Source organism: Streptomyces liangshanensis (genome assembly GCF_011694815.1).
GTDB classification, from domain to species: domain Bacteria; phylum Actinomycetota; class Actinomycetes; order Streptomycetales; family Streptomycetaceae; genus Streptomyces; species Streptomyces liangshanensis.
Window position 1 is genome coordinate 6,932,675 of the sequence record NZ_CP050177.1, and the last position, 24,255, is coordinate 6,956,929.

The window sequence follows — 24,255 nt, forward strand, 5'->3', positions numbered from 1 at the left end:
GTCTGAGGAGGATTCACCATGCGGGTCGTCATGTTCGGCTACCAGACCTGGGGTCATCGCACGCTCCAAGCGCTGCTCGACTCCACTCACGAAGTGGTCCTGGTGGTGACCCACCCCAAGAGCGAGCACGTGTACGAGAAGATCTGGGACGACTCGGTGGCCGAACTCGCCGAGAAGCACGGCGTACCGGTGCTGCTGCGCAACCGCCCCGACGACGAGGAGTTGCTCCGGGCGCTGCGCGACGCCGCGCCGGACATCATCGTCGCCAACAACTGGCGTACGTGGCTGCCGCCGGAGATCTTCGACCTGCCGCCGCACGGCACGCTCAACGTCCATGACTCGCTGCTGCCTTCGTACGCGGGGTTCTCGCCGCTGATCTGGGCGCTGATCAACGGCGAGCGGGAGGTGGGCGTCACCGCGCACCGCATGGACGGCGAACTGGACGCCGGGGACGTCGTGTTCCAGCGTTCCGTCCCGGTCGGGCCGACCGACACGGCCACCGACCTCTTCCACCGGACCGTCGACCTCATCGGGCCGATCGTGCGGGACTCCCTCGACCGGATCGAGGCGGGCACCGCGGAGTGGGTCCCGCAGGACCGGAGCCGGGCCAGCTTCTTCCACAAGCGGTCCCTGGAGGACAGCCGGATCGACTGGACGTGGCCGGCCGAGGACCTGGAGCGGCTGGTGCGGGCCCAGTCGGACCCGTACCCCAACGCCTTCACGTACCACCGGGGGGAGCGCATACGCATCGTCTCGGCGGCGCTCTCCGAGGCCAACTACGGGGGCACGCCGGGCCGCGTCTTCATCCGTGAGGGCGACGGCGTGGTCATCGTGGCGGGCACGGAGGCGCGCTTCGGGCGGAGCAAGGGCCTGCTGGTCAAGCGGGTACGGACGGAGGACGGCGTGGAGCACGCCGCCACGGACCACTTCCGGACCATGGGCGGCTACCTGACCGCCCGTCCGTGAGCGGCCTCCTCGCGCCGGCCGGCCCCGCCGCCGGGGCCCTGGAGCGCTTGCGCGGCCGGATCGTCGTCGTCAAGTTCGGCGGGAACGCGATGGTGGACGACTCGCTCAAGCGCGCGTTCGCCCAGGACGTCGCCGAGCTGCGCGCGGCCGGGGTGAAGCCCGTCGTCGTGCACGGCGGGGGCCCGCAGATCAGCGCCCAACTCGCCCGGCACGGGCTGGAGTCCCGCTTCGAGGCGGGGCTGCGCGTGACGACGCCGGAGGCGATGGACGTCGTACGGATGGTGCTGTCGGGCAAGGTCCAGCGCGAGTTGGTCGGACTGCTCAACGCGCACGGTCCGTACGCGGTCGGCCTCACCGGCGAGGACGCGCACACCCTGACGGCGGAGAAGCACTACGCGCGGGTGGCGGGGGAGCCGGTCGACATCGGCATGGTGGGGACCATCACCAAGGTCGACGCGGCGGCCGTACGGGTCCTGCTGGACCACGGCCACATCCCGGTCGTCTCACCGGTCGCGCGCGGCGAGGCGGGCGAGATCTACAACGTCAACGCCGACACGGCGGCGGGCGCGATCGCGGCGGCGCTGGAGGCGGAGGCCCTGGTCGTCCTCACGGACGTGCCGGGCCTGTACGCGCACTGGCCGCACAGCGACCGCGTCGTGGACCGGCTCACGGCGGGCGACCTGGACCTCCTGCTGCCCGGCCTGGACGGCGGGATGCTCCCGAAGATGGAGGCGTGCCGCGAGGCGGTACGCGCGGGAGTGCCCTCCGCCCAGGTCCTGGACGGCCGCGTCCCCCACGCCCTGCGGACGGCCCTGCTGACGCCGGGGGCGTCGGGCACGACGGTCCTGCCGGACACGGCGGGGGAAGCGCGCGCGTAGCAGCCCGGACGAACCGCCGGACGGGCCCCATCCGGGTCCGTCCGGTGTTCTGGGTGGCCCGCCCAACTCGCCCTGTTCGGAGCTTCGTTCTTACGGCAAGGCGGGTTCGTGGTGGCGGCTCATGGGGATGACCATGGGGGTGCCGCTGACCGGGTCCCGAGTGATCCGGCAGCGCAGGCCGAAGACCTCCTCCACCGTCCGCGCGGTGATGACCTCGGCCGGGGGACCCTCGGCCACGATCGCGCCGGACTTCATGGCGATGACGTGGTCCGCGTACCGGCAGGCCTGGTTGAGGTCGTGGAGGACCATCACGACCGTGCGGTTCTCGTGCCGGTTGAGGTCCGTGATCAGGTCCAGGACGTCGATCTGGTGCGCCAGGTCGAGGTACGTCGTCGGCTCGTCCAGGAGCAGTACGGGGGTGCCCTGCGCCACCGCCATGGCGATCCAGGCCCGTTGGCGCTGGCCGCCGGACAGTTCGTCGACCGGGCGGTCCGCCAGGTCCGTCATCGCGGTCGCCCGCAGCGCGTCGTGCACGGCCTGCTCGTCGCCCTTGGACCACTGCCGCCACCACGTCTGGTGCGGTGAACGGCCCCGCCCCACCAGGTCGATGACCGTCAGGCCCTCCGGTGCCACCGGGCCCTGGGGCAGGATGCCGAGCCGCTGGGCCAACTCCCGCGTCGGGATGGAGTGCAGGGAACGCCCGTCGAGCCGGACCGTGCCCTCGCGCGGGGACAGCAGCCGGGCCAGCGCCCGCAACAGGGTCGACTTGCCGCAGGCGTTGGCCCCGACGATCGCCGTCACCCGGCCGGGCGGGATCGCCACGTCCAGGTGCTCGGCCACGACCCGGTTGTCGTAGGCGAGCCGTACCCCTTCGGCCCGCAGGTCGGGACCGGATCCGGAGGCGGTGTCGGCAGGTGTGGCCGTCCGGCCGGTGCCGGGCGCGGATTTCGATGGCGATGTCATGGGTTCAGCCTCCTGAGCCGACGCGATTGGCGCGGACGAGCAGCCAGAGCAGCACCGGCGCGCCGAGCACCCCGGTCACCACGCCGACGGGAAGTTCCGTATCGGGGATCAGCTCCCGCGCGGCCAGGTCCGCGGCCAGCACCATCAGCGCGCCGGTGAGACCGGCGGCCACCGGCGGGGGCCAGGCGGTCCGGGCGAGCCGCTGCGCGACCTGCGGCGCGGCCAGCGCCACGAACGCGACCGGTCCCGCCGCCGCCGTACCGAACGCCACCAGCCCGACCCCGGTGAGCAGGGTCACCAGCCGCACGGCCTGCACCGAGGTGCCCAGGCCGTGGGCCACGTCGTCGCCCAGTTGCAGGGTGCGCAGCCGGCGGCCGAGCAGCAGCGAGACCGGGACGAGCACGGCCATCGCGACCGCGAGCGGCCGGACCTCGTTCCAGCCGCGGCCGTTGAGGTTCCCGACGAGCCAGCCGAGCGAGGCCTGGGCCTGGAACTGCCCGCCGTGGGCCATCAGATAGTCCGTGACGCTCGTGCAGATCCAGGAGACGCCGATCCCGACGAGCACGATCCGGTAGCCGGTGGTCCCGCGCTTCCAGGCCAGCACGTACACGATCAGGGCGGCGGCCAACGCGCCCGCCAGGCCCAGCGATTGGGTGCTCAGCCCCGCGTCCCAGCCGAGGACGAGCCCGGCGACGACCGCCGCGCCCGCGCCCTGGGTGATCCCGATCATGTCGGGGCTGGCGAGCGGGTTGAGCGTCATGGTCTGGAAGAGGGCGCCGGAGATCCCGAAGGCGATCCCGACGAGCAGCCCGGTGGTCGCGCGGGGCAGGCGCAACTCCCGGACGATCAGCTGGGTTCCGGGGTCGCCCGTGCCGAGCACGGCCTTCACCACGTCGGACAGCCCGAGGGGGATCTCGCCCACGGACATGCCCCAGCAGAAGACGACGAAGGTCGCCACGGCGAGGCCGGCGCACACCGCGACCAGCCGGGGCCGCAGCACCCCGGACACGGGCGGGAAGGCCAGCCGGTACGGGACCCGGCCGGCGGTACGGCGCGGAACCGGCGCGGGCGCGGTGACGGCGGCCGGGGTACGGGTGGGCAGCGGACCGGTCATGTTCACAGCTCCGCGAGTCGTCGTCGGCGGACCATCGCGATGAAGAACGGGCCCCCGATGAAGGCGACCAGGATGCCGGCCTGGATCTCCACCGGGCGCGCGATCAGGCGTCCGGCGATGTCGGCGAGGAGCAGCAGGCAGGGCGCGAGCACCGCCGACAGCGGCAGCAGCCACCGGTGGTCGGGGCCGATGCCCGCCGCCTGGGTGAGGATCCGGGCGAGGTGCGGGACGACCAGTCCGACGAAGACCACGGGGCCGATGACCGCCACCGCGCCTCCGGTCAGCAGGGTCACGGCGGCCACGCCCTGGACGCGTATCAGCCCCAGCCGCAGGCCCAGCGAGGCGGCCACGTCGTCGCCCAGCGCGAGGCTGTTGAGCGCCGGCGCGGAGGCGAGGGCGAGGACGGCGCCCACCGCGAGGAACGGCAGCACCCGGACGAGCGTGTCGCCGTTCTGGTTGGCGAGCGACCCCGCCTCCCAGAAGCGGAAGCGGTTCAGGGCGTCCGCGTCGGTGAGGACGATGGCGCTGGTCAGCGAGGACAGCAGCGAGGTGATCGCGACGCCCGCGAGGGCGAGTTTGACCGGGGTCGAGCAGGATCTCCCGACCCCGCCCAGCAGATACACCAGGACACTCGCGAACAGCGCCCCGGCGAAGGCGAACCAGATGTAGCCGTAGACCGACCCGAGGCCGAACACCCCGACGGACACCGCGATCGCGAAGGCCGCCCCCGCGCTGACCCCGAGCACGCCGGGGTCGGCCAGCGGATTGCGGGTCAGCGCCTGCATCAGGCAGCCCGACAGGCCGAGGGCCGCTCCCGCCGCCAGGCCGAGGGCGGTACGGGGGATCCGTACCGACCAGATGACACTGTCGATCCGCGCGCTGGGCGCGTGGCCGAACAGGGTCTCCACGACCTGGCCGAGCGGAACGCTCAGGGCTCCGAACGCGATCGACAGCAGGCACAGGGTGAGAAGGGCGGCGCCGGGCAGCGCCACGAGGAGCACCGCGCGAGGGGCTTTCGCCCGGGTCACCGAACTCTCTCCACGTCAACATCCTTAGGTTAGGCAGGCCTTAACTGTAGTGCAGGGCCCTTGGGCCGCCCGGGGGGCGGGTGGGTGCTTTTGATTAGGTAACCCTTACCTTAGTATGGCGGCGACCCGGGCTCCACCGAACCGGGGACCGACCTGTCTGGGGAGGCGCGGCCACCGTGTCCGGTATCGAAGAAGCAGTGGGTTACTGGCGGAACGCGCTCGCACCGCTCTCACCCGAGACGGCGCTGCCGGCCGACCGCCCGTACCCGGTGTCACCCTCCGGGGACCGGTCGGTACGGACACGGCGCACCGGCACCCTGGCCGGCGCCGAGACCCGACTCGCCGCCTACTTCGCCCTGTTGCACCGCTACAGCGGCGCCGCCGACCTCACCGTCGGGTACGCGAACCTGCCCGTGCGCGTCGACCTCGGCGGCCCCCCGACCTTCGCGGAGCTGGTACGGCGCGTGGAGGACGCCCTCGCGGCGGCCCGCGCGCACCGGCTGCCGCCGCGCACGCTGGTCGACGCCCTGCGCCCGGCGCCGACCCGCGGCGGCGGACTGTTCTTCAACACCGCCTTCGACGCGGACCCCGGCACCGGCGCGGCGGCGCGGGCGGATGCCGCGGGGGAGGACATGCCGGGCACCCTCGACCTGGCGCTCGACGTCGTCCCGGACGAGGTCCAGGCGACGTACCGCACCGACCTGTTCGACGACGCGACCGTCGACCGGCTGCTCGGCCACTACGAGACCCTGCTGGCCGACGGCCTCGCCCGGCCGGGCACGCCGGTCGCCGAACTCGCCCTGACCACGCCCGACGAGCACCACCGCCTGCTGGTCGAGTGGAACGCCACCGAGCACGCCGTCCCGGCCGCCACCTGGCCCGCGATGTTCGCCGAGCAGGTCCGCCTGCGCCCCGCCGCGACCGCGCTCGTCTTCGAGGAGGAGCGCCTCACCTACGCCGAGCTGGACGAGCGGGCCAACCGCCTCGCGCACGCCCTGATCGCCCGGGGCGCCGGCCCCGAGCGCGTCGTGGCCCTCGCCCTGCCGCGCTCCGCCGACCTGATCGTCGCCGAGGTCGCCGTCCTCAAGTCGGGCGCCGCCTACCTGCCCGTGGACCGCGACTACCCGGCCGACCGGATCGCGTACATGCTCGCGGACGCGCGGCCCGTCTGCCTGGTCACGACGGCCGACGCCGAACTCCTCCCCGAGGACGCGGAAGGGGAGCAGGACGGGATCACCACGCTCCTCCTGGACCTGCCGGAGACCGCCGAGGAGTTGGCCGGACGCCCGGCCCACGACCCCACCGACGCCGACCGCGGCGGTGAACTCACCGTCCTCAACGCCGCGTACGTCATCTACACCTCCGGATCGACCGGCCGCCCCAAGGGCGTCGTCCTTTCGCACACCGGCGTCGCCAAACTCGTCGCCACCCAGAGCGAGCGCTTCGGCATCGGACCGGACAGCCGCGTCCTGCAATTCGCCTCGCCCAGCTTCGACGTGGCTTTCTGGGATCTCTGCCTCGGCCTGCTCTCCGGCGGCCGCCTCGTCGTCGTACCGAGCGAACTGCGGGTGCCCGGCGCCCCCCTCGCCGACTACGCCAACGCCCACGGCATCACCTTCATGATCCTGCCGCCCGCCCTGCTCGCCGCCCTGCCCGACGACGTGCGGCTGCCGCCCGCCGCCACCCTTCTGGCCGGCACTGAGCGCGTCTCGCCCGAGCTGGTCGGGCGCTACGCCCGCGGCCGCATGATGTTCAACGCGTACGGTCCCACCGAGGCCACCACCAACTCGACCCTCGGCCTCTGCGACCCCGACACCCCGGCCGGCACGATCGTCCCCATCGGCGTGCCCGACCCCGGCACCCGCGCCTACGTCCTCGACGCACGCCTGCGACCGGTCCCGGCCGGCGTCCCCGGCGAGCTGTACCTCGGCGGCGCGGGCCTCGCCCGCGGCTACCTCGGCCGGCCCTCCCTCACCGCCGAACGCTTCGTCGCCGACCCCTTCGGCGCCCCGGGCGAGCGGCTCTACCGCACCGGTGACCTCGTACGGTGGAAGGCCGACGGACGCCTGGAGTTCCTCGGCCGCGCCGACACCCAGATCAAGATCCGCGGCTTCCGCATCGAACCGGGCGAGATCGAGTCCGTCCTGCGCGGCCACCCGGCGGTCGACCAGGTCGCCGTCGTCGCCCGCGAGGACCGGCCCGGCGAGCGCAGGCTCGCCGCGTACGTCGTCCCCTCCCTCGACACCGAGCCCGGCCACGACGAGACCGCCCAGGTCGAGGAGTGGAAGGACCTGCACGAACTGCTCTACAGCGCCGCCGGGACGGAGGGCCAGGGCTTCCGCGAGAACTTCGCCGGCTGGAACAGCATGTACGACGGCACCCCCCTGCCCGTCGACGAGATGCGCGAGTGGCGGGACGCGACGATCGACCGGATCCGCGCGCTCGGCCCGGGGCGCCGGATCCTGGAGATCGGCGTGGGCAGCGGACTGATCCTCTCCAGGATCGCCCCCGACAGCGACGCCTACTGGGGCACCGACGTCTCCCACGAGGCGGTACGGGCGCTGCGCGCCCAGGTCGACGCCGTACCCGAACTGGCCCCGCGCGTCGAGCTGTCGGCCCGGCCCGCCCACGACACCGAGGGCCTGCCCGAAGGGTTCTTCGACACCGTCGTCATCAACTCCGTCGCCCAGTACTTCCCGAGCGCCGACTACCTCGCCGAGGTGCTGCGCAAGGTCAGCGCCCTGCTCGCCCCCGGCGGCGCCGTCTTCGTCGGCGACGTACGCAACCTGCGGCTGCTGCGCACCCTGCGCGCCGCCGTCGAGAGCCGGGGCGCGGCCGGGCACGAAGAGAGCGACAAGACCGCGCTGCGCGCGGCGGTCGACCGCTCGGTCGCGTGGGAGGGCGAACTGCTCCTCGACCCGGACTACTTCACGGCCCTGCCGGGGTACGAGGCGGACGTCCTCGTCAAACGGGCCACGCACCGGAACGAGTTGAGCCGCTACCGGTACGACGTCGTGCTGCGCCCGTCAGGACCGGCGGCCGGGACGTCCGCGCCCGGACAGCCGGCGCCCGACCAGGACCCGTCGCGGGAGATCCGCTGGTCCGGGCTCGGCGGCCTCGACGCGCTCGCCGCCCTCCTCGCCGGACGCCCCGACCGGATCCGGGTCACCGGCGTGCCCAACGGCCGCCTGGACGAGGACGATTCGGCCCTGCGCGCCCTGGAGGACAGCAGCGGCCCCGCCCCCGCCGGCACCGACCCCGAGGCGTTCCACACCCTCGCCGCCCGGCACGGCTACCGCTGCGCCGTCACCTGGAACGGGCACGCCGACGACGGCAGCCTCGACGTCGTCCTCGCGGCGGGCGACGGCCCCCTCGGCACGGTCTACCGCCCCGGCGGAGGCTTCCCGCACGCCAACCGGCCCGTGCCCTTCCGCGACATCACCACGCTGATGAAGACCCTGCGGGCCCACACCACCGACCGGCTGCCCGAGTACATGGTGCCGTCGGCGTTCGTCCCGCTCGACCGGCTGCCCGTCACCCCCAGCGGCAAGCTCGACGAAAAGGCCCTGCCCGCCCCGGACTACGGCGCCCTCAGCTCGGGCCGCGCCCCCCGCGACGCCCGCGAGACGCTGCTCTGCGGCCTGTACGCCGACGTCCTCGGCCTGCGCTCCGTCACCATCGACGACGACTTCCTGGCCCTCGGCGGCGACAGCATCACCGCGATCCAACTGCTCATCAAGGCCCGCAAGGAGGGCATCCAGCTCACCACCCGCGACGTCTTCCGCCACCGCACCGTCGCCGCGCTCGCGACCGTCGCCGTCGACCGCACGGGCGGCGGCCCCGCCGACCGCGAGGAGCCGCTCGTCGCGGTCACCGCCGACGAACTCGCCGCGATCCAGGGGGCCGAGCCCCTGGCCGTACGAGACCTGCTGCCGCTCACCCCGCTCCAGGAAGGCTTCTACTTCCACTCCCTCGTCGGCGGCTCCGACCGGGACGCGTACGTCGTCCAGCAGGTCGTCGAGCTCGCGGGCCCCCTCGACGGCGAAGCCCTGCGCACCGCCGCCCAGCACCTCCTGGGCCGGCACGCCCCGCTGCGCGCCGCCTTCCGGCCGGGCCCCGACGGCACGCCCGTCCAGATCATCGCGGGCGGACTGACCCTGCCCTGGCGGGAGATCGACCTGTCCGCGCAGGACGCGTCCGTACGGGAGTCCCTCGCCGAGGCCGTCGCCGCCGACGAACGCGCCCGCCGCTTCGACCTGGCCAGGCCCCCGCTGCTGCGCTGCGCGCTGGTCCGCTTCGGGCCCGAGCGCGCCGCGCTCGTCCTGACGTTCCATCACATCGTCGCCGACGGCTGGTCGTTGCCGGTGCTCCACCGCGAGCTGATGGCGTCGTACGGCGCCGGGCCCGGCGCCGCGCCGCTGCCCGACGTCGCGCCGTACCGCTCGTACCTGCGCCGCCTCGCCGGACTCGACCGGGAGGCCGCCCGCGCCACCTGGCGCACCGCCCTCGCCGGTCTCGACGAGCCGACGCGGCTCGTCACCACCCCCGCCGACAGCGCCCCGATGCGGCCCGAGCAGGTCCGTGTCGAGCTGTCCGAACGGACCACGAGCCGCCTCGCCGCCCGCGCCCGCGAGCACGGCGTCACCCTGGGAACGGTCGTCCAGGGAGCCTGGGGACTCCTGCTCGGACGGCTCACCGGCCGCCAGGACGTGGTGTTCGGCACCACCGTCTCCGGCCGCGACGGCGAGGTCGACGGCATCGAGTCGATGGTCGGGCTCTTCATCAACACCCTGCCGACCCGCTTCACCTGGGACCCCGCCGACACCCTCGCCGCGCTCCTCGGCCGCCTCCAGGACGAGCAGGCCCAGCTCCTGGACCACCAGCACCTCGGTCTCGCCGAGATCCAGCGCCTCACGGGCCTCGCGGGCGGCGGCGAACTCTTCGACACCCTGCTGGTGTTCGAGAACTACCCGGCCGACACCGACCTGCGCGACCCGTCGGGCACGGTCCGGATCACCGGCCACGCGTTCCACGACGCCGTGCACTACCCGCTCGCCCTCGTCGTGAAGCCGGGCCGGCGGCTCGACCTGCGTCTCAAGCACCACGCCGAACGGCTGGACGGCGACACCGTCCGGACGATCGCGGACCGGCTCGCCCTGGTCCTGGAGGCGCTCGCCGACCACCCGGAGCGGCCCGCCGCGCACATCGAGCTGCTGTCCGCTACGGAGCGGTCGCGGGCCCGACTGGCGGGCGCCACGCGCGAGATACCGGAGACGACCCTCTCCGCCGCCTTCGAGGACCAGGCCGCCCGTACGCCGGACGCCACCGCCGTCGTCCTCGGCGACGAGCGGCTGACCTACGCGGAACTGGACGCCCGCGCCGAACGGCTGGCCCGGCGCCTGCGGGCCCGGGGGGCCTGTCCCGGCCAGGTGGTCGGGGTCGCCGTTCCCCGCTCCGCCGAGCTGATGGTCGCCCTCCTCGGCGTCCTCAAGTCCGGGGCCGCCTACCTGCCCCTCGACCTGGACTACCCGGCCGACCGGGTGGCGTACATGCTCACCGACTCCGGGGCGGCCACGGTGGTCACCACCGCCGCGTCGGCCCCCCGGCTGCCGGAGGCCGAGGGCGTGACCCCGCTGGTCCTCGACGCACCGGAGGCGAACACGCCTGCCGAGGACACGCCAGCCCAGGCCGCACCCGACGATCCCGCCTACCTCATCTACACCTCCGGATCCACCGGCCGGCCCAAGGGCGTCGTCGTCACCCACCGCGCCATCGTCAACCGACTCGCCTGGATGCAGGGGGAGTTCGGCCTGCGTGCCGACGATCGCGTGCTCCAGAAGACGCCGTCGAGCTTCGACGTGTCCGTGTGGGAGTTCTTCTGGCCGCTGACCGAGGGCGCCGCCGTGGTCCTCGCCAGGCCCGACGGCCACCGCGACCCCGCCTACCTCGCCGCGCTCGTCCGCGACCGGGGCGTCACCACGATGCACTTCGTGCCGTCCATGCTCGACGCGTTCCTGGCCGCCGACGAGGTCACCGGCGACCCCTCCTGGGCCGCCCCCCTGCGTCGCGTCCTCAGCAGCGGCGAGGCCCTGACCGCCTCCGCCGCGCGCCGCTGGCACGCGCTCACCGGGGTGCCCCTGCACAACCTGTACGGCCCCACCGAGGCCGCCGTCGACGTCACCCACCACGCCTACGGCGACGACAGCGCGAGCGGCACCACCGTGCCCATCGGCCGCCCCGTCTGGAACACCGGGCTCCACGTCCTGGACGCCTGCCTGCGCCCCGTCCCGGCCGGCGTCCCCGGCGAGCTGTACCTGACCGGCGTCCAGCTGGCCCGCGGCTACCACGGCCGCGCCGCGCTCACCGCGGAACGCTTCACGGCCGACCCGTACGGCCCGCCCGGCACCCGCATGTACCGCACCGGCGACCTGGTCCTGCGGCGCCCCGACGGCACCGTCGAGTACCTCGGCCGCACCGACCGCCAGGTCAAGCTGCGCGGCAACCGCGTCGAGCTGGGCGAGATCGAGGCCGCGCTCCTCGGCGCGCCCGGCGTCGCGCGGAGCGCGGTGACCGTCCGCGAGAACACCCTCGTCGGGTACGTGGTCCCCGCGACGGGCGCTGCCCCGGACACCCCCGCGCTCCGGGCCCACCTCACCGGCGCCCTGCCCGCCCCGATGGTGCCCACCGCCTACGTCGTCCTGGACGCCCTGCCCCTCACCCCGAGCGGCAAGCTGGACCGGGGCGCCCTGCCCGCCCCGGCCACCGTCCGTGCCGCCGCCCGCGCCCCCAGGGACGCCGGGGAGCGGACGCTCACCGACATCTTCGCGGCCGTCCTGAAGCTGACGGACGTCTCCGTCGACGACGACTTCTTCCTCCTCGGCGGCGACAGCATCAGCTCCATCGGCGTCTCCAGCCGCGCCCGCCGCGCGGGCCTCGGCCTGAGCCCCCGCGACATCTTCGAGCACCGCACCCCGGCCGCCCTCGCGGCGGCCGCCGTGACGCTCGACACCGAGCCGGCCACGGACGGGCCGGGCGGGCCGGGCGGGCGGGACCGTACGGACTCCTTCTCGCTCACCCCCGAGGAGCGGGCCCGCGTCGAGCGGATCGCCCCCGGCGCCGTCGAGGACATCTGGCCCCTCGCGCCACTCCAGGAAGGCCTGTTCTTCCACTCCACCTACGACAACAGCGCCCTGGACGTCTACACCGTCCACGAGTCGTTCGACCTCGCCACCCGCGTCGACACCGGCCGCCTGCGCGCCGCCACGAAGGTGCTGCTGGCCCGCAACCCCAGCCTGCGCGCCGGATTCACCAGCGAAGGGCTGCGCCAACCCGTCCAGTTCATCGTCAAGGACCCGGCGATCCCCCTCGAAGAGGTCGACCTCGCCGGCCTCCCGGCCACCGAACAGGACGTCCGGCTGCGGGCGTTGATGGACGAGGAGCGCACCCGCCGCTTCGACCTCACCCGCCCGCTGCTCTTCCGGATGCTGCTCGTCCGCCTCGGCGAGGAGCGCGGCGACCGGCTGGTCGTCGGCCGCCACCTCATCCTCTGGGACGGCTGGTCGGCATGGCTGTTCCTGGACGAGCTGTTCGCCCTGTACGAGAACGGCGGCGACCCCCGGGACCTGCCGCGCCCCGGCTCCTACCGCGACTACCTCACCTGGCTCGACCAGCAGGACGAGGCGGACGCCACCGGCGCCTGGCGCGCCGCGCTGGACGGACTGGACGAGCCCACCCTGCTCGTTCCCTCCGCCGCCGACCGGGGCCTCGAACCCGTCATCCCCCGAAGCCTCGACACCGACCTGACCGCCGAGGCCAGTGACCGGCTGCGCGACACCGCCCGCCACCACGGCCTCACCCTCAACACCGTCCTCAACGCCGCCTGGGGACTCGCCCTCGCGAGCACCACGGGCCGCACCGACGTCGTGTTCGGCACGACGGTGGCGGGCCGCCCGAGCGAGGTGCCGGACGTCGAGAACGTCATCGGCATGTTCCTCAACACCGTGCCCGCCCGCATCGCCTTCGACCCGGCCGAACCCGTCCTCGGCCTGCTGCGGCGGATCCAGGGCGAACGGCTCGCCCTCATGCCCCACGAGTACCTCGGCCTCGGTGTCCTCCAGGCCGAGACCGGCCACCGCAGGCTCTTCGACACCCTGTTCGTGCTGCGCAACGCCGACACCGAGGAGCGGCTCGCCGAACTGCGCGAGCGGCACGGCGCCACCGCCGTCGCCAACGTCGACGCCACGCACTACCCGGTCAACCTCGTCGTCACCCCGGGACAGCGGGTCAGGATCACGCTCTCCTACCGCCCCGACCTCATCGAACACCCCTACGCGGAAAGCCTGTTGGCCCGCTTCGCCCTGCTCCTGGACGGCCTGACCGCCGACCCGTCGGCCCCCGTCGGCCGCCTCGACCCGCTGCTGCCCGCCGAACGGGCCACGCTGGTACGGGAGAACGCCGCGAGCCGCGAGCCCGTCCCCGACGAGACCGTCGCCGACCTCCTCGCCGCCCAGGCCGCCCGTACCCCCGACGCCACCGCGCTCGTCTTCGGCGGCCGCACCCTCACCTACGCCGAACTCGACGCGCGCTGCGACCGGATGGCCCGGCTGCTGATCGCCCGGGGCGCCGCACCGGAGCGGGTGGTGGCGCTCGGACTGCCCCGCTCCCTCGACATGGTCGTCGCGCTGTTCGCCGTCCTGCGCACCGGCGCCGCCTACCTCCCCCTGGAACTGGACCACCCCGCCGACCGCCTCGCGATGATGCTCGCCGACGCCCGGCCCCTGCTCCTGCTCTCCACGGCCGCCGTCTCCGGGACGCTGGAGGGCGACCTCCCGCGCGTCCTGCTGGACGACCCCGACGTCGTCGCCGAACTGGCCTCCCAGCCCGCCGGACCGGTCCACGTCGACTTCGACCTGGGCCACCCCGCGTACGTCATCTACACCTCGGGCTCCACCGGCCGCCCCAAGGGCGTCGTCACCCCCTACCGGGGCCTGACCAACATGCAGCTCAACCACCAGAAGGAGATCTTCGGCCCCGCCATCGCCTCGGCCGGCGGCCGGCGGCTGCGCATCGCGCACACCGTCTCCTTCGCCTTCGACATGTCCTGGGAGGAGCTGCTCTGGCTCGTCGAGGGCCACGAGGTGCACATCTGCGACGAGGAGCTGCGCCGCGACGCCGAGGCGCTCGTCGCGTACTGCGAGGAACAGCGGATCGACGTCGTCAACGTCACCCCGACCTACGCCCATCTCCTCATCGAGGAAGGCCTGTTGGAGGGCCACCGGCCCCCGCTGGTCCTGCTCGGCGGCGAAGCCGTCACCGAGACCGTGTGGAACCGGCTGCGCGACACCGAGGGCACGTACGGCTACAACCTGTACGGCCCCACCGAATACACCATCAACACCCTCGGCGGCGGTACGGACGACAGCGCCACCCCCACCGTCGGCCGCCCGATCCGCGCCACCCGCGCCCACCTCCTGGACGCCTGGCTGCGCCCCGTCCAGGACGGGGTCCCCGGCGAGCTGTACATCGCCGGGGTCGGCCTCGCCCGCGGCTACCTCGACCGCCCGGGCCTGACCGCGGAACGCTTCGTCGCCGACCCGTTCGGCGCGCCCGGCGAGCGGATGTACCGCACCGGCGACCTCGTGCGCCGCCGCCCCGACGGCAACCTGGACTTCCTCGGCCGTACCGACGACCAGGTCAAGGTACGCGGCTACCGCGTCGAGCTGGGCGAGATCGAGGCCGCGCTCGACCGGCACCCCCAGGTCGCCCAGGCCGCCGTCATCGCCCGCGACGACCCGTCCGCGCCCGGCACCCAGCGCCTCATCGGCTACGTCGTCCCCGCCGAACTCACCGGCGCCGCCAAGGAGGAGGCGGAGCGCGAGCAGATCGGCGAGTGGCAGGAGATCTACTCCGCCGAGTACACCGAGATCGACACCGCCGTCCACACCGAGGACTTCGCGGGCTGGGACAGCTCGTACGACGGCGCCCCCATCCCGCTGGAGGACATGCGCGAATGGCGGGCCGCCACCGTCGAGCGCATCCGCTCCCTGCGGCCCCGCCGCGTCCTGGAGATCGGCGTCGGCTCCGGCCTGCTCCTGTCGCAGCTCGCGCCGGACGCCGAGGCCTACTGGGCCACGGACTTCGCCGCCCCCGTCATCCGCAAGATCGGCGAGGACCTGCGGCAGGACCCCGGGCTGGCCGCCAAGGTCGAACTGCGCGCCCAGGCCGCCCACATCACCGACGGACTGCCCACCGGCTTCTTCGACACCGTCGTCATCAACTCCGTCATCCAGTACTTCCCGAGCGTCGACCACCTCACCGAGGTCATCACCGGCGCCATGGACCTCCTCGTCCCCGGCGGCGCCCTGTTCGTCGGAGACGTACGCAACCTCCGCCTCGCCCGCGCCTTCCAGGCGGCCATCCAGCTCACCCGCGCCGACGAGGGCACGGACGCCGCGACCGTACGGCGGGCCGTGGACCGGGGCATCGCCCTGGAGAAGGAACTCCTCGTCGACCCGGACTACTTCAGCACCCTCGGGTACGGCGTCGACCTGCGCACCAAGGCCGGCCGGCACCAGAACGAACTGACCCGCCACCGCTACGACGCCGTCCTCTACCGGGAGTCGCCCGGCACGGACCGCGAATCGCCCGCCACGGACCGCGAATCGCCGGACGCGGAAGCCGGATCGCCCGCCCCGGACGCCGTCCTCCGCCTCGCCGACGCGCCCGTGACGAGCTGGACCGACGACCGCACGCTCGTCCGGCACCTGCGCGACCTGCGCCCCGCACACCTGCGCGTCACCGGCATCCCCGACGCCCGCACCGCCGGCGAACTGGCCGCGCTGCGCGCCCTGGAGAAGGGCCGCCCGCACGTCCTACCGGACGAGGGAGTGGAGCCCGAGGCGCTGCGCGACCTCGCCGCCGGTCTCGGCTACCGCACCCTCACCACCTGGGCGCCCGAACCGGGCCGCTACGAAGCGGTGCTGGTACGCGACGAAGGGCCGGCCCCGCGCCTGACCGCCGGCCTCCACCGCCCCCAGGGCGGCACCCCGCCGTACGCCAACACCCCGACCACCACCCGCGGCGCGGGCGGTCTCGTACGGCGGCTCCGGGACGACCTCAAGGAGTCGCTGCCCGACTACATGGTGCCCGCCGCGTTCGCCGTCCTGCCCCGCCTGCCGATGACCGGCAACGGCAAGCTCGACGTCCGGGCCCTGCCCGAGCCCGAGCCCGCCGTCGCCCGGGGCGAGGGCCGCGGCCCGCGCACCCCCCGCGAAGAGGTCCTGTGCCGCCTCTTCGCCGATGTACTCGGCCTGCCCGGCATCGGCGCCGAAGACAACTTCTTCGACCTCGGCGGGCACTCGCTGCTCGCCACCCGGCTCGTCAGCCGCGCCCGCACCGAACTGGGCGCCGAACTCGCCATCCGCGACCTCTTCGAGGCCCCGACCCCGGAACTGCTCGCCGGCCGCACCGACGGCGGACAGCCCGCCCGGCCCGCCCTGGAACCCGCCACGCGGCGCCCCGACCGGATCCCGCTGTCGGCCGCCCAACGACGGCTGTGGCTCGTCGGGAAGATCACCGGCGACGGCGTCGCGTACAACTTCCCGCTCGTCTTCCGGCTGCGCGGAACCCTCGACCTCGACGCGCTGCGCCTCGCGCTGCACGACGTGACGGGGCGTCACGAAACGCTCCGTACCCTCGTCGAGGAGCACGAGGGCGAGCCGTACCAGCGGATCGTCCCCGCCGACGAGGCCCGCCCCACCCTGGCCGTCACCGACTGCGCCGAGGCCGAACTCGCCGCGCGCGTCGAGGAGGCGCAGCGCCGCCCCTTCGACCTGAGCACCGAACTGCCCCTCCGGGCCGAGGTGTTGCGCCTCGGCCCGGCCGACCAGGTGGTGGCCGTCGTGCTGCACCACATCACCACCGACGAGTGGTCCGACCGGCCGTTCCTCGCCGACCTCCACACCGCCTACGCGGCGCGCGCCGACGGACACGCGCCGGCCTGGGCACCCCTGCCGGTGCAGTACGCCGACTACACCCTCTGGCAGGACCGCCTGCTCGAAGAGGTGGGGGAGAAGCAGCTCGCCTACTGGACCGACACCCTGCGCGACCTGCCCGAGGACCTCGTCCTGCCGGTCGACCGCGCCCGCTCCGCCCGGGCCACCGGCCGGGCCGGTGTCGTACGGGTCGAACTGCCCGGCGAGACCGGCAGCGCCCTGCGGGAACTGGCCGGCGCCCAGGGCGTCAGCATGTTCATGCTGTTCCAGGCCGCCACCGCCACCCTGCTGCACCGCCTCGGCGCCGGTGACGACATCCCGCTCGGCGCGCCCATCGCGGGCCGTACGGACGCCGCCGTGGACGACCTCGTCGGCTTCTTCGTCAACACCCTCGTGCTCCGCACGGACCTGACCGGCGACCCCGCCTTCACCGAACTCCTCACCCGGGTAAGGGAATCGGCGCTCGCCGCCTTCGAGCACCAGGACCTCCCCTTCGACCGGGTGGTCGAGGCGGTCAACCCGGCCCGGGTCGCCGACCGCAACCCGCTCTTCCAGGTGATGCTCGGCTACCACTACCGCCCCGACGGCGATCCGGACCTCCTGGGCCTGGAGACCGAGTGGTACGACATGGACACCGGCCGGGCCCGGTTCGACCTCGACTTCACGTTCGTGGACCACGGCGGCGACCGCTCTTTCGTCCTGCACCTGGTGTACGCGACCGACCTCGTCGACCCCGGCACGGCGGCATCCCTGGCCGAGCGCCTGGTGGGCCTGCTGGCACAGATCGTGGAGACGCCGGAACGGGCCGTCGGGGAGCTGCGGGTGCTCACCGACGACGAGGCCACGGCAGCCCTGACCACCTGGAACGACACGGACCGGCCGATCGAGCCCCGTACCGTTCCCGAGCTGTTCGCGGCGGCGGTACGCGAGCGTCCCGACGCCACCGCCCTCGTCACCGCGGGCGGCCGGTCGACCTTCGCCGAGCTGGCCGCCGAGGCGGGCGCGGTCACCCGCGCCCTGCTGCGGCGCGGCGCCGGTCCCGGGACGGTCGTCGCCCTCGCCCTGCCCAGGGCCGAGATGGTCCCCGCGATCCTCGGAGTCCTCGGCGCGGGCGCCGCCTATGTGCCGCTCGACCCCGAATACCCCTCCCACCGCCTGGAGTTCATGCTCACCGACGTGGCCCCGCTGTGCGTGGTCACCACCGGCGACCTGGCGGCGAAGCTGCCCGCGACCGGCCACCCCCACGCCCTGCTGGACACCCTCCTCGCCGAGGAGGCGGACGGCGGACCCGCCGCCGTACCGGCCCCCGCCATCCACCCCGCGAGCGCCGCGTACGTCATCTTCACCTCCGGCTCCACCGGCGTCCCCAAGGGCGTCGTCGGGACCCACCGCGGCCTCAGCAACCTCTTCGCGTCCCACCGCGCGGACCTGATCGCCCCCGCGGAACGCGCCGCCGGCCGGACCGCCCTGCGCGCCCTGCACACCGCGTCGTTCAGCTTCGACGCCTCCTGGGACCCGCTGGTCTGGCTCCTCGCGGGCCACGAACTGCACGTCGTCGACGAGACCACCCTGACCGACCCGGCCGCCCTGCTGCGCCTCGTGGCGGACCGGCGGATCGACTTCCTCGAAACCACCCCCACCTACCTGCGCGAACTCACCCACCACGGATTCCTGGAACCCGGCCGCCACGTCCCCGGCGTCCTCGCGCTCGGTGGCGAGGCCGTACCGCCCGCCCTGTGGGAACGGCTCTGCGCACTACCCGGCACCACCGCGCACAACCTGTACGGACCGACCGAGTCCGCCGTCGACGCCTACGGCTGGCACGGCGGCGACGGCCCCGCCTGGGCGGCGCCGATCGGCAACATCAGGGCCCATGTCCTCGACGCCGCGCTCCGGCCGGTGCCGCCGGGCGTGGCGGGGGAGCTGTACCTCGCCGGGGAAGGCCTCGCGCGCGGCTACCTGAACCGGCCCGTCCTCACCGCCGAACGCTTCACCGCCGACCCGTTCGGCGCCCCCGGCAGCCGGATGTACCGCACCGGCGACCTGGCCAGGCGCCGGGCCGACGGCACCCTGGAGTTCCTCGGCCGGGCGGACGACCAGGTGAAGCTGCGCGGGTTCCGGATCGAGCCCGGCGAGATCGAGGCCCTGATCGCGGGCCACCCCGACGTGGCCGCCGCCGCCGTGACCGTACGGGAGGACACCCCAGGCGACCCCCGGCTGGTCGCCTACACCGTCCCCGCCGCCCCCGACCGGATCCCCACCGCCGCGGACCTGCGCGCCCACGTCGCCGCCGCGCTCCCGGCCCCCATGGTGCCCGCCGCGTTCGTGTCACTCACCGCGCTCCCCAGGACCGTGAGCGGCAAGCTCGACCGCGCCGCCCTGCCCGCCCCCGACGTCACCGCCGCACCCGAGGGCCGCCGCCCCCGCACCCCGCGCGAGGAGGTCCTCTGCGAGCAGTTCGCCGAGGTCCTCGGCGTCGCACGCGTCGGCATCGACGACAACTTCTTCGCCCTCGGCGGCCACTCCCTGCTCGCGATGCGGCTCGTCGCCAGGGTCCGTTCCGCTCTCGGTACGCGGATCTCGCTGCGTACGGTGTTCGACGCGCCCACCGTCGCCGAACTGGCCGAGGCGACGGCCGCGACCGGCGCGGAGAGCGGCGCGCCCCGGCCCCCGCTCGTCCCCAGGACCCGGCAGGACCGGCTGCCCCTCTCGTCGGCGCAGCAGCGGCTCTGGGTGCTCCACCAGGTGGAGGGGCCCAGCGCCACCTACAACATCCCGACCGCCTGGCGGCTGTCCGGCCCGCTGGACACCACCGCGCTGCGCGCCGCCGTCGCCGACCTGGCGGAGCGGCACGAGACCCTGCGCACGGTCTTCCCCGACGAGGGCGGCGCCGCCTACCAGCGGATCCTCGCCCCCGGGTCGTACGACCCCGCCGTGGACGTCGTCCCCGCCGACGAGCGGAGCCTCGCCGGACTGCTCGCCGACGCCGCGTCGTACGGCTTCGCCCTCGACCGCGAACCCCCGCTGCGCGTCACGGTGTTCGAACTGGGCGAGGACGAACACGTCCTTCTCCTCCTCGTGCACCACATCGCCGGCGACGAGTGGTCCGAGCTGCCCCTGACCCGCGACCTGACCACCGCCTACACGGCGCGCGCCGCCGGGCTCGCCCCCGGCTGGGCGCCCCTGCCGGTCCAGTACGCCGACTACACCCTCTGGCAGCGGGACGTCCTCGGCGACGAGAAGGACCCCGGCAGCCTCGCCGCCCGCCAACTCGCCCATTGGAAGGCGGCCCTGGCGGGACTGCCCGAGGAACTGGCCCTGCCCACCGACCGGCCGCGCCCCCAGGAGGCCAGCTACCGGGGCGGGTCCGTCGACCTCACCCTCGACGCCGAACTCGCCCGCTCCCTCAGGGAACTGGCGCGCGACGGCGAGGTCAGTATGTTCATGCTGATCCAGGCCGCCGTGGCCGCCCTGCTCACCCGGCTCGGCGCCGGCACCGACATCCCCCTCGGCAGCCCCATCGCCGGGCGCACGGACGAGGCGCTGGAGGACATGGTCGGCTTCTTCCTCAACACCCTGGTCCTGCGCACCGACACCTCGGGCGACCCCGGCTTCCGCGAACTGCTGACCCGCGTCCGGGACACGGACCTCGCCGCCTACGACCACCAGGACGTCCCCTTCGAACGCCTGGTGGAGGTGCTCAACCCACCGCGCTCGCTCGCCAGGCACCCGCTCTTCCAGGTCATGGTCGTCTACCTGGCGGCCGGCTCCGGCGGCCCCGCGCTCCCCGGACTCGACCTCCGCGAGGAGGAACTCGGCCAGGACACCGCCAAGTTCGACCTCTCCTTCGACTTCGTGGAGGAGACCGACGGCGGCGGCGTGCACGGCGTCCTCGAATACAGCACTGACCTGTACGACCCGTCGACCGCACAGGCCATCGCCGACCGGCTGCACCGCCTGCTGCGCGCCGTCGCCGCCGACCCCGACCGGCCGCTCGGCCTGATCGACATCCTCGGCGACGACGAACGCCACCGGATCCTGCACGAGTGGAACGCCCGCGCGCTGACCGCCCCGCCGACCACCGTGCCCGCGCTGTTCGAGCGGCAGGTACGGCTCTCTCCCGAGGCGCCCGCCGTCGTGTCCGACGGCATCGAGCTGACGTACGCCGAACTCCACGCGCACGTCAACCGGTTGGCCCGCGTGCTGGTCGAACAGGGCGCGGGGCCCGAGCGGTTCGTCGCGCTCGCCCTGCCCCGCTCGGCCCACACCCTCGCGGCGATCCTGGCCGTCCAGACGGCGGGAGCCGCGTACCTCCCCGTCGACACCGACGCGCCCGCCTCCCGCACGGCCGACCTGTTCGCCGACGCCCGCCCCGTCCTCACCCTCACCACCCGCGAACTCGCCCCGCTCCTCCCGGAGTCGGACGTGCCGGTCCTGCTGCTCGACGACCCCGGGACCCTCACCCGCCTCGCGGAGGCGGACGCGCACGGCCTCACCGACGAGGACCGCGCCGCCCCGCTCACCCCGGGCCACCCGGCGTACCTGATCTACACCTCGGGATCCACCGGCCGCCCCAAGGGTGTGGTCGTCACCCACGAGACCATCGGCAACCTCTTCCACAGCCACCGTGACACCCTGTACGCACCGGCCGTCGCCGCCACCGGCAGGCGCCACCTGCGGGCCGGGCACGCCTGGTCGTTCTCGTTCGACGCGTCCTGGCAGCCCCAACTGTGGCTGCTGGACGGCCACTGCGTGCACGTCGTGTCCGAGGAGACCCGGCGCGACCCCGAACTCCTCGCGGCGGCCGTCGTCACGCACGGCTTCGACTTCCTGGAGGTCACCCCCTCGTTCTTCGCCCAGATGGCCGACACCGGCCTGGTCTCCGGCGACACCTGCCCCCTCGCGGTGGTCGGCGTCGGCGGCGAGGCCGTACCGCAGGCCCTCTGGGACCGGCTGCGGGGGCTGCGCGGCACGGAGGTCTTCAACCTGTACGGCCCGACCGAGTCCACCGTCGACGCCCTGGTGGCGCGGGTCCGCGACAGCGACCGCCCCCTGGTCGGCCGGCCGGTGGCGGGCACCCGGGCCTACGTGCTGGACGACCGGCTCCAGCCGCTGCCGCCGGGCGTCACCGGCGAGCTGTACCTCGCCGGCGGCGGCCTGGCCCGCGGCTACCTCGACCGGCCCGCGCTGACCGCCGAACGCTTCGTCGCCGACCCGTTCGGCCCGCCCGGATCCCGCCTCTACCGCACCGGCGACCTCGCCCGCTGGACCCCCGGCGGGACACTCGACTACCTCGGCCGCGCCGACGACCAGGTCAAGATCCGCGGCTTCCGCGTCGAACTCGCCGAGATCGAGTCCGTCCTCGACCGCCACCCCGACACCGCCCAGGTCGTGGTGACGGCCCGTCAGGACGGACCGCGCAAGCAACTCGTCGCCTACGTCGTCCCGGTGGCGGGCCGGACCCCCGACGCGGCCCGGCTGCGCGGGCACGCCGCCCAGCACCTGCCCGACTACATGGTGCCCGCGGCCGTCGTCCTGCTGGACCGGCTGCCGCAGCTCGCCAACGGCAAGCTCCACCGCGCCGCCCTGCCCGCGCCCGACTTCACCGCCCTGTCAACCGGCCGGGCACCCGCCACCCCCCAGGAGAAGACCCTCGCCGCCGTCTTCGCCGACGTCCTCGGCCTCGAACAGGTCGGCGCCGACGACGACTTCTTCACCCTCGGCGGCGACAGCATCGTCGCCATGCAACTGGTCAGCCGGGCCAGGGCGGCCGGGCTGCGCATCACACCGCGCCTGGTCTTCCGCCACCGCACGGTCGCGGGCCTGTGCGCCGTCGCCACGGAACAGTCGGCGAACCCGGCGGTCCGCGCCCAGGACGACGGCACGGGCACCGTCCCACTGACCCCCGTCATGCACTGGCTGCGCGAACTGGGCGGCCCCTTCAGGAGCTACCACCAGGCCGCCCTGGTCCGGACCCCCGCCGCACTCGACCGCCCGAAGCTGGCGGCCGTCCTCGGGGCGCTGGCCGGCCGCCACGACATGCTGCGGGCACGCCTGATCCGCACGGACGCCACCCCCACCGCCCGGTGGACCCTGGGCGTCCCGCCCGCCGACGGGTACGACGCCGACCGCTGGATCGACCGCGTCGACGCGACCGGCCTCGACGCCGACGCCCTCGGCGCCCTCGTCGCGGACCGGGCCCGGGCCGCCAGGGCCGCCCTCGACCCCGAGACGGGCGAGGCGGTCAAGGCCGTCTGGTTCGACACCGGCGACGAGCCGGGCCGGCTCCTGCTGATGGCCCACCACCTGCTCGTCGACGGCGTCTCCTGGCGCGTCCTGCTGCCCGACCTGGCCGCGGCCTGGCAGGACGTCGCCGCGGGCAGGCCGGCCGAGCTCGCCCCCGTGGAGACCTCGTTCCGCCAGTGGTCGCACCGGCTCACCGCACTCGCGCAGGACCCCGCCCGGGAGGCCGAACTCCCCTTCTGGACCGGCATCCTGGACGGCGCGGAGCCGCTCCCGCTGCTCCGCCCGCTCGACCCGGAGCGCGACACCCGGGGCACCGTCCGGGAGTTGGCGCTGCGCCTGCCGTCGGAACGGACCGACCCGCTGCTGTCCACGGTCCCCGCGGCCCTTGGCGCGACGGTCAACGACGTCCTCGTCACGGGCCTCGGCCTCGCGCTCACGGACTGGCTCCGCCGCCGGGGCACGGCGGGCGGCGTGCTGGTCGACCTCGAAGGCCACGGCCGCGAGGAGGAGTTGACGGGCGACGCCGACCTGTCCCGTACTGTCGGCTGGTTCACCAGCGTCTTCCCCGTCCGCCTCGACCCGGGCCCCGTCGACCTGGCCGACGCCTTCGCGGGCGGCCCGGCGGCGGACGAGGCGCTGGAGCGGGTCAGGAGCCACCTGGCCGGGCTGCCGGCCAACGGCGTCGGCTACGGCATGCTCCGCCACCTCAACCCCCGTACGGCCCCGGTGCTCGCCGCGCTGGAGCCGCCGCGGATCGAGTTCAACTACCTGGGACGCTTCAGCATCCCCGAGGCCACCGACTGGTCGTACGCGCCCGAGGAGGACGCGGCCGACATCGGCTCGGAACCGTCGATGCGCGAGGGCCACGCCCTCGGCATCAACGTCGTCACCGAGGACCGCCCCGAGGGCCCGGTCCTGGCGGCACACTGGTCCTGGCCGGCCGGAGTCCTGGACGAGGCCGACGTCAGGGACCTCGCGGAGACGTGGTTCAGGGCCCTGGAAGCGCTGGTGGCACGCGCCGGCGCACGTTCGTAGTACGTCACGAGAACAAGCAGCCTGAGGAGAAT

Annotated in this window: 6 protein-coding genes; 3 read left to right on the plus strand and 3 right to left on the minus strand. The window is 74.3% G+C overall.

Features of this window, described 5'->3' with window-relative positions:
• The first annotated feature begins 18 nt into the window (after nucleotides 1-18).
• Nucleotides 19-966, plus strand: a complete 948-nt coding sequence (locus HA039_RS30160) for a methionyl-tRNA formyltransferase (protein WP_167034652.1) — start codon at nucleotides 19-21, stop codon at nucleotides 964-966.
• Nucleotides 963-1,844, plus strand: a complete 882-nt coding sequence (gene argB / locus HA039_RS30165) for an acetylglutamate kinase (protein WP_167034654.1) — start codon at nucleotides 963-965, stop codon at nucleotides 1,842-1,844. Before HA039_RS30160 ends, argB begins: the two co-directional genes overlap by 4 nt.
• Nucleotides 1,845-1,934: 90 nt before the next feature.
• Here argB and HA039_RS30170 read toward each other — a convergent pair whose 3' ends face one another.
• Genes HA039_RS30170 through HA039_RS30180 form a run of 3 tightly spaced genes read right to left on the minus strand, consistent with a single transcriptional unit; the run spans nucleotide 1,935 to nucleotide 4,949 of the window.
• Nucleotides 1,935-2,807, minus strand: a complete 873-nt coding sequence (locus HA039_RS30170) for an ABC transporter ATP-binding protein (protein WP_167034656.1) — start codon at nucleotides 2,805-2,807, stop codon at nucleotides 1,935-1,937.
• 4 nt (nucleotides 2,808-2,811) lie between these two features.
• On the minus strand, nucleotides 2,812-3,921 hold the full coding sequence (locus HA039_RS30175) for a FecCD family ABC transporter permease (protein ID WP_167034658.1): 1,110 nt from the start codon (nucleotides 3,919-3,921) through the stop codon (nucleotides 2,812-2,814).
• A gap of 2 nt (nucleotides 3,922-3,923) precedes the next feature.
• Nucleotides 3,924-4,949 carry a FecCD family ABC transporter permease gene (locus HA039_RS30180; RefSeq protein ID WP_167034660.1) on the minus strand — a complete coding sequence of 342 codons (1,026 nt, stop codon included), beginning with the start codon at nucleotides 4,947-4,949 and terminating at the stop codon, nucleotides 3,924-3,926.
• A 176-nt stretch (nucleotides 4,950-5,125) separates the two neighbouring features.
• On the opposite strand from HA039_RS30180, the gene HA039_RS30185 reads away from it, so the two are divergent.
• On the plus strand, nucleotides 5,126-24,223 hold the full coding sequence (locus HA039_RS30185; protein WP_167034662.1) for a non-ribosomal peptide synthetase: 19,098 nt from the start codon (nucleotides 5,126-5,128) through the stop codon (nucleotides 24,221-24,223).
• Nucleotides 24,224-24,255: the final 32 nt, after the last annotated feature.

Excerpts from the sequence above, each read along its gene's own strand:
- HA039_RS30160 (WP_167034652.1), top strand. The coding sequence starts at position 19 with ATGCGGGTCGTCATGTTCGGCTACCAGACCTGGGGTCATCGCACGCTC.
- HA039_RS30170 (WP_167034656.1), bottom strand. The coding sequence starts at position 2,807 with ATGACATCGCCATCGAAATCCGCGCCCGGCACCGGCCGGACGGCCACA.
- HA039_RS30175 (WP_167034658.1), bottom strand. The coding sequence starts at position 3,921 with ATGACCGGTCCGCTGCCCACCCGTACCCCGGCCGCCGTCACCGCGCCC.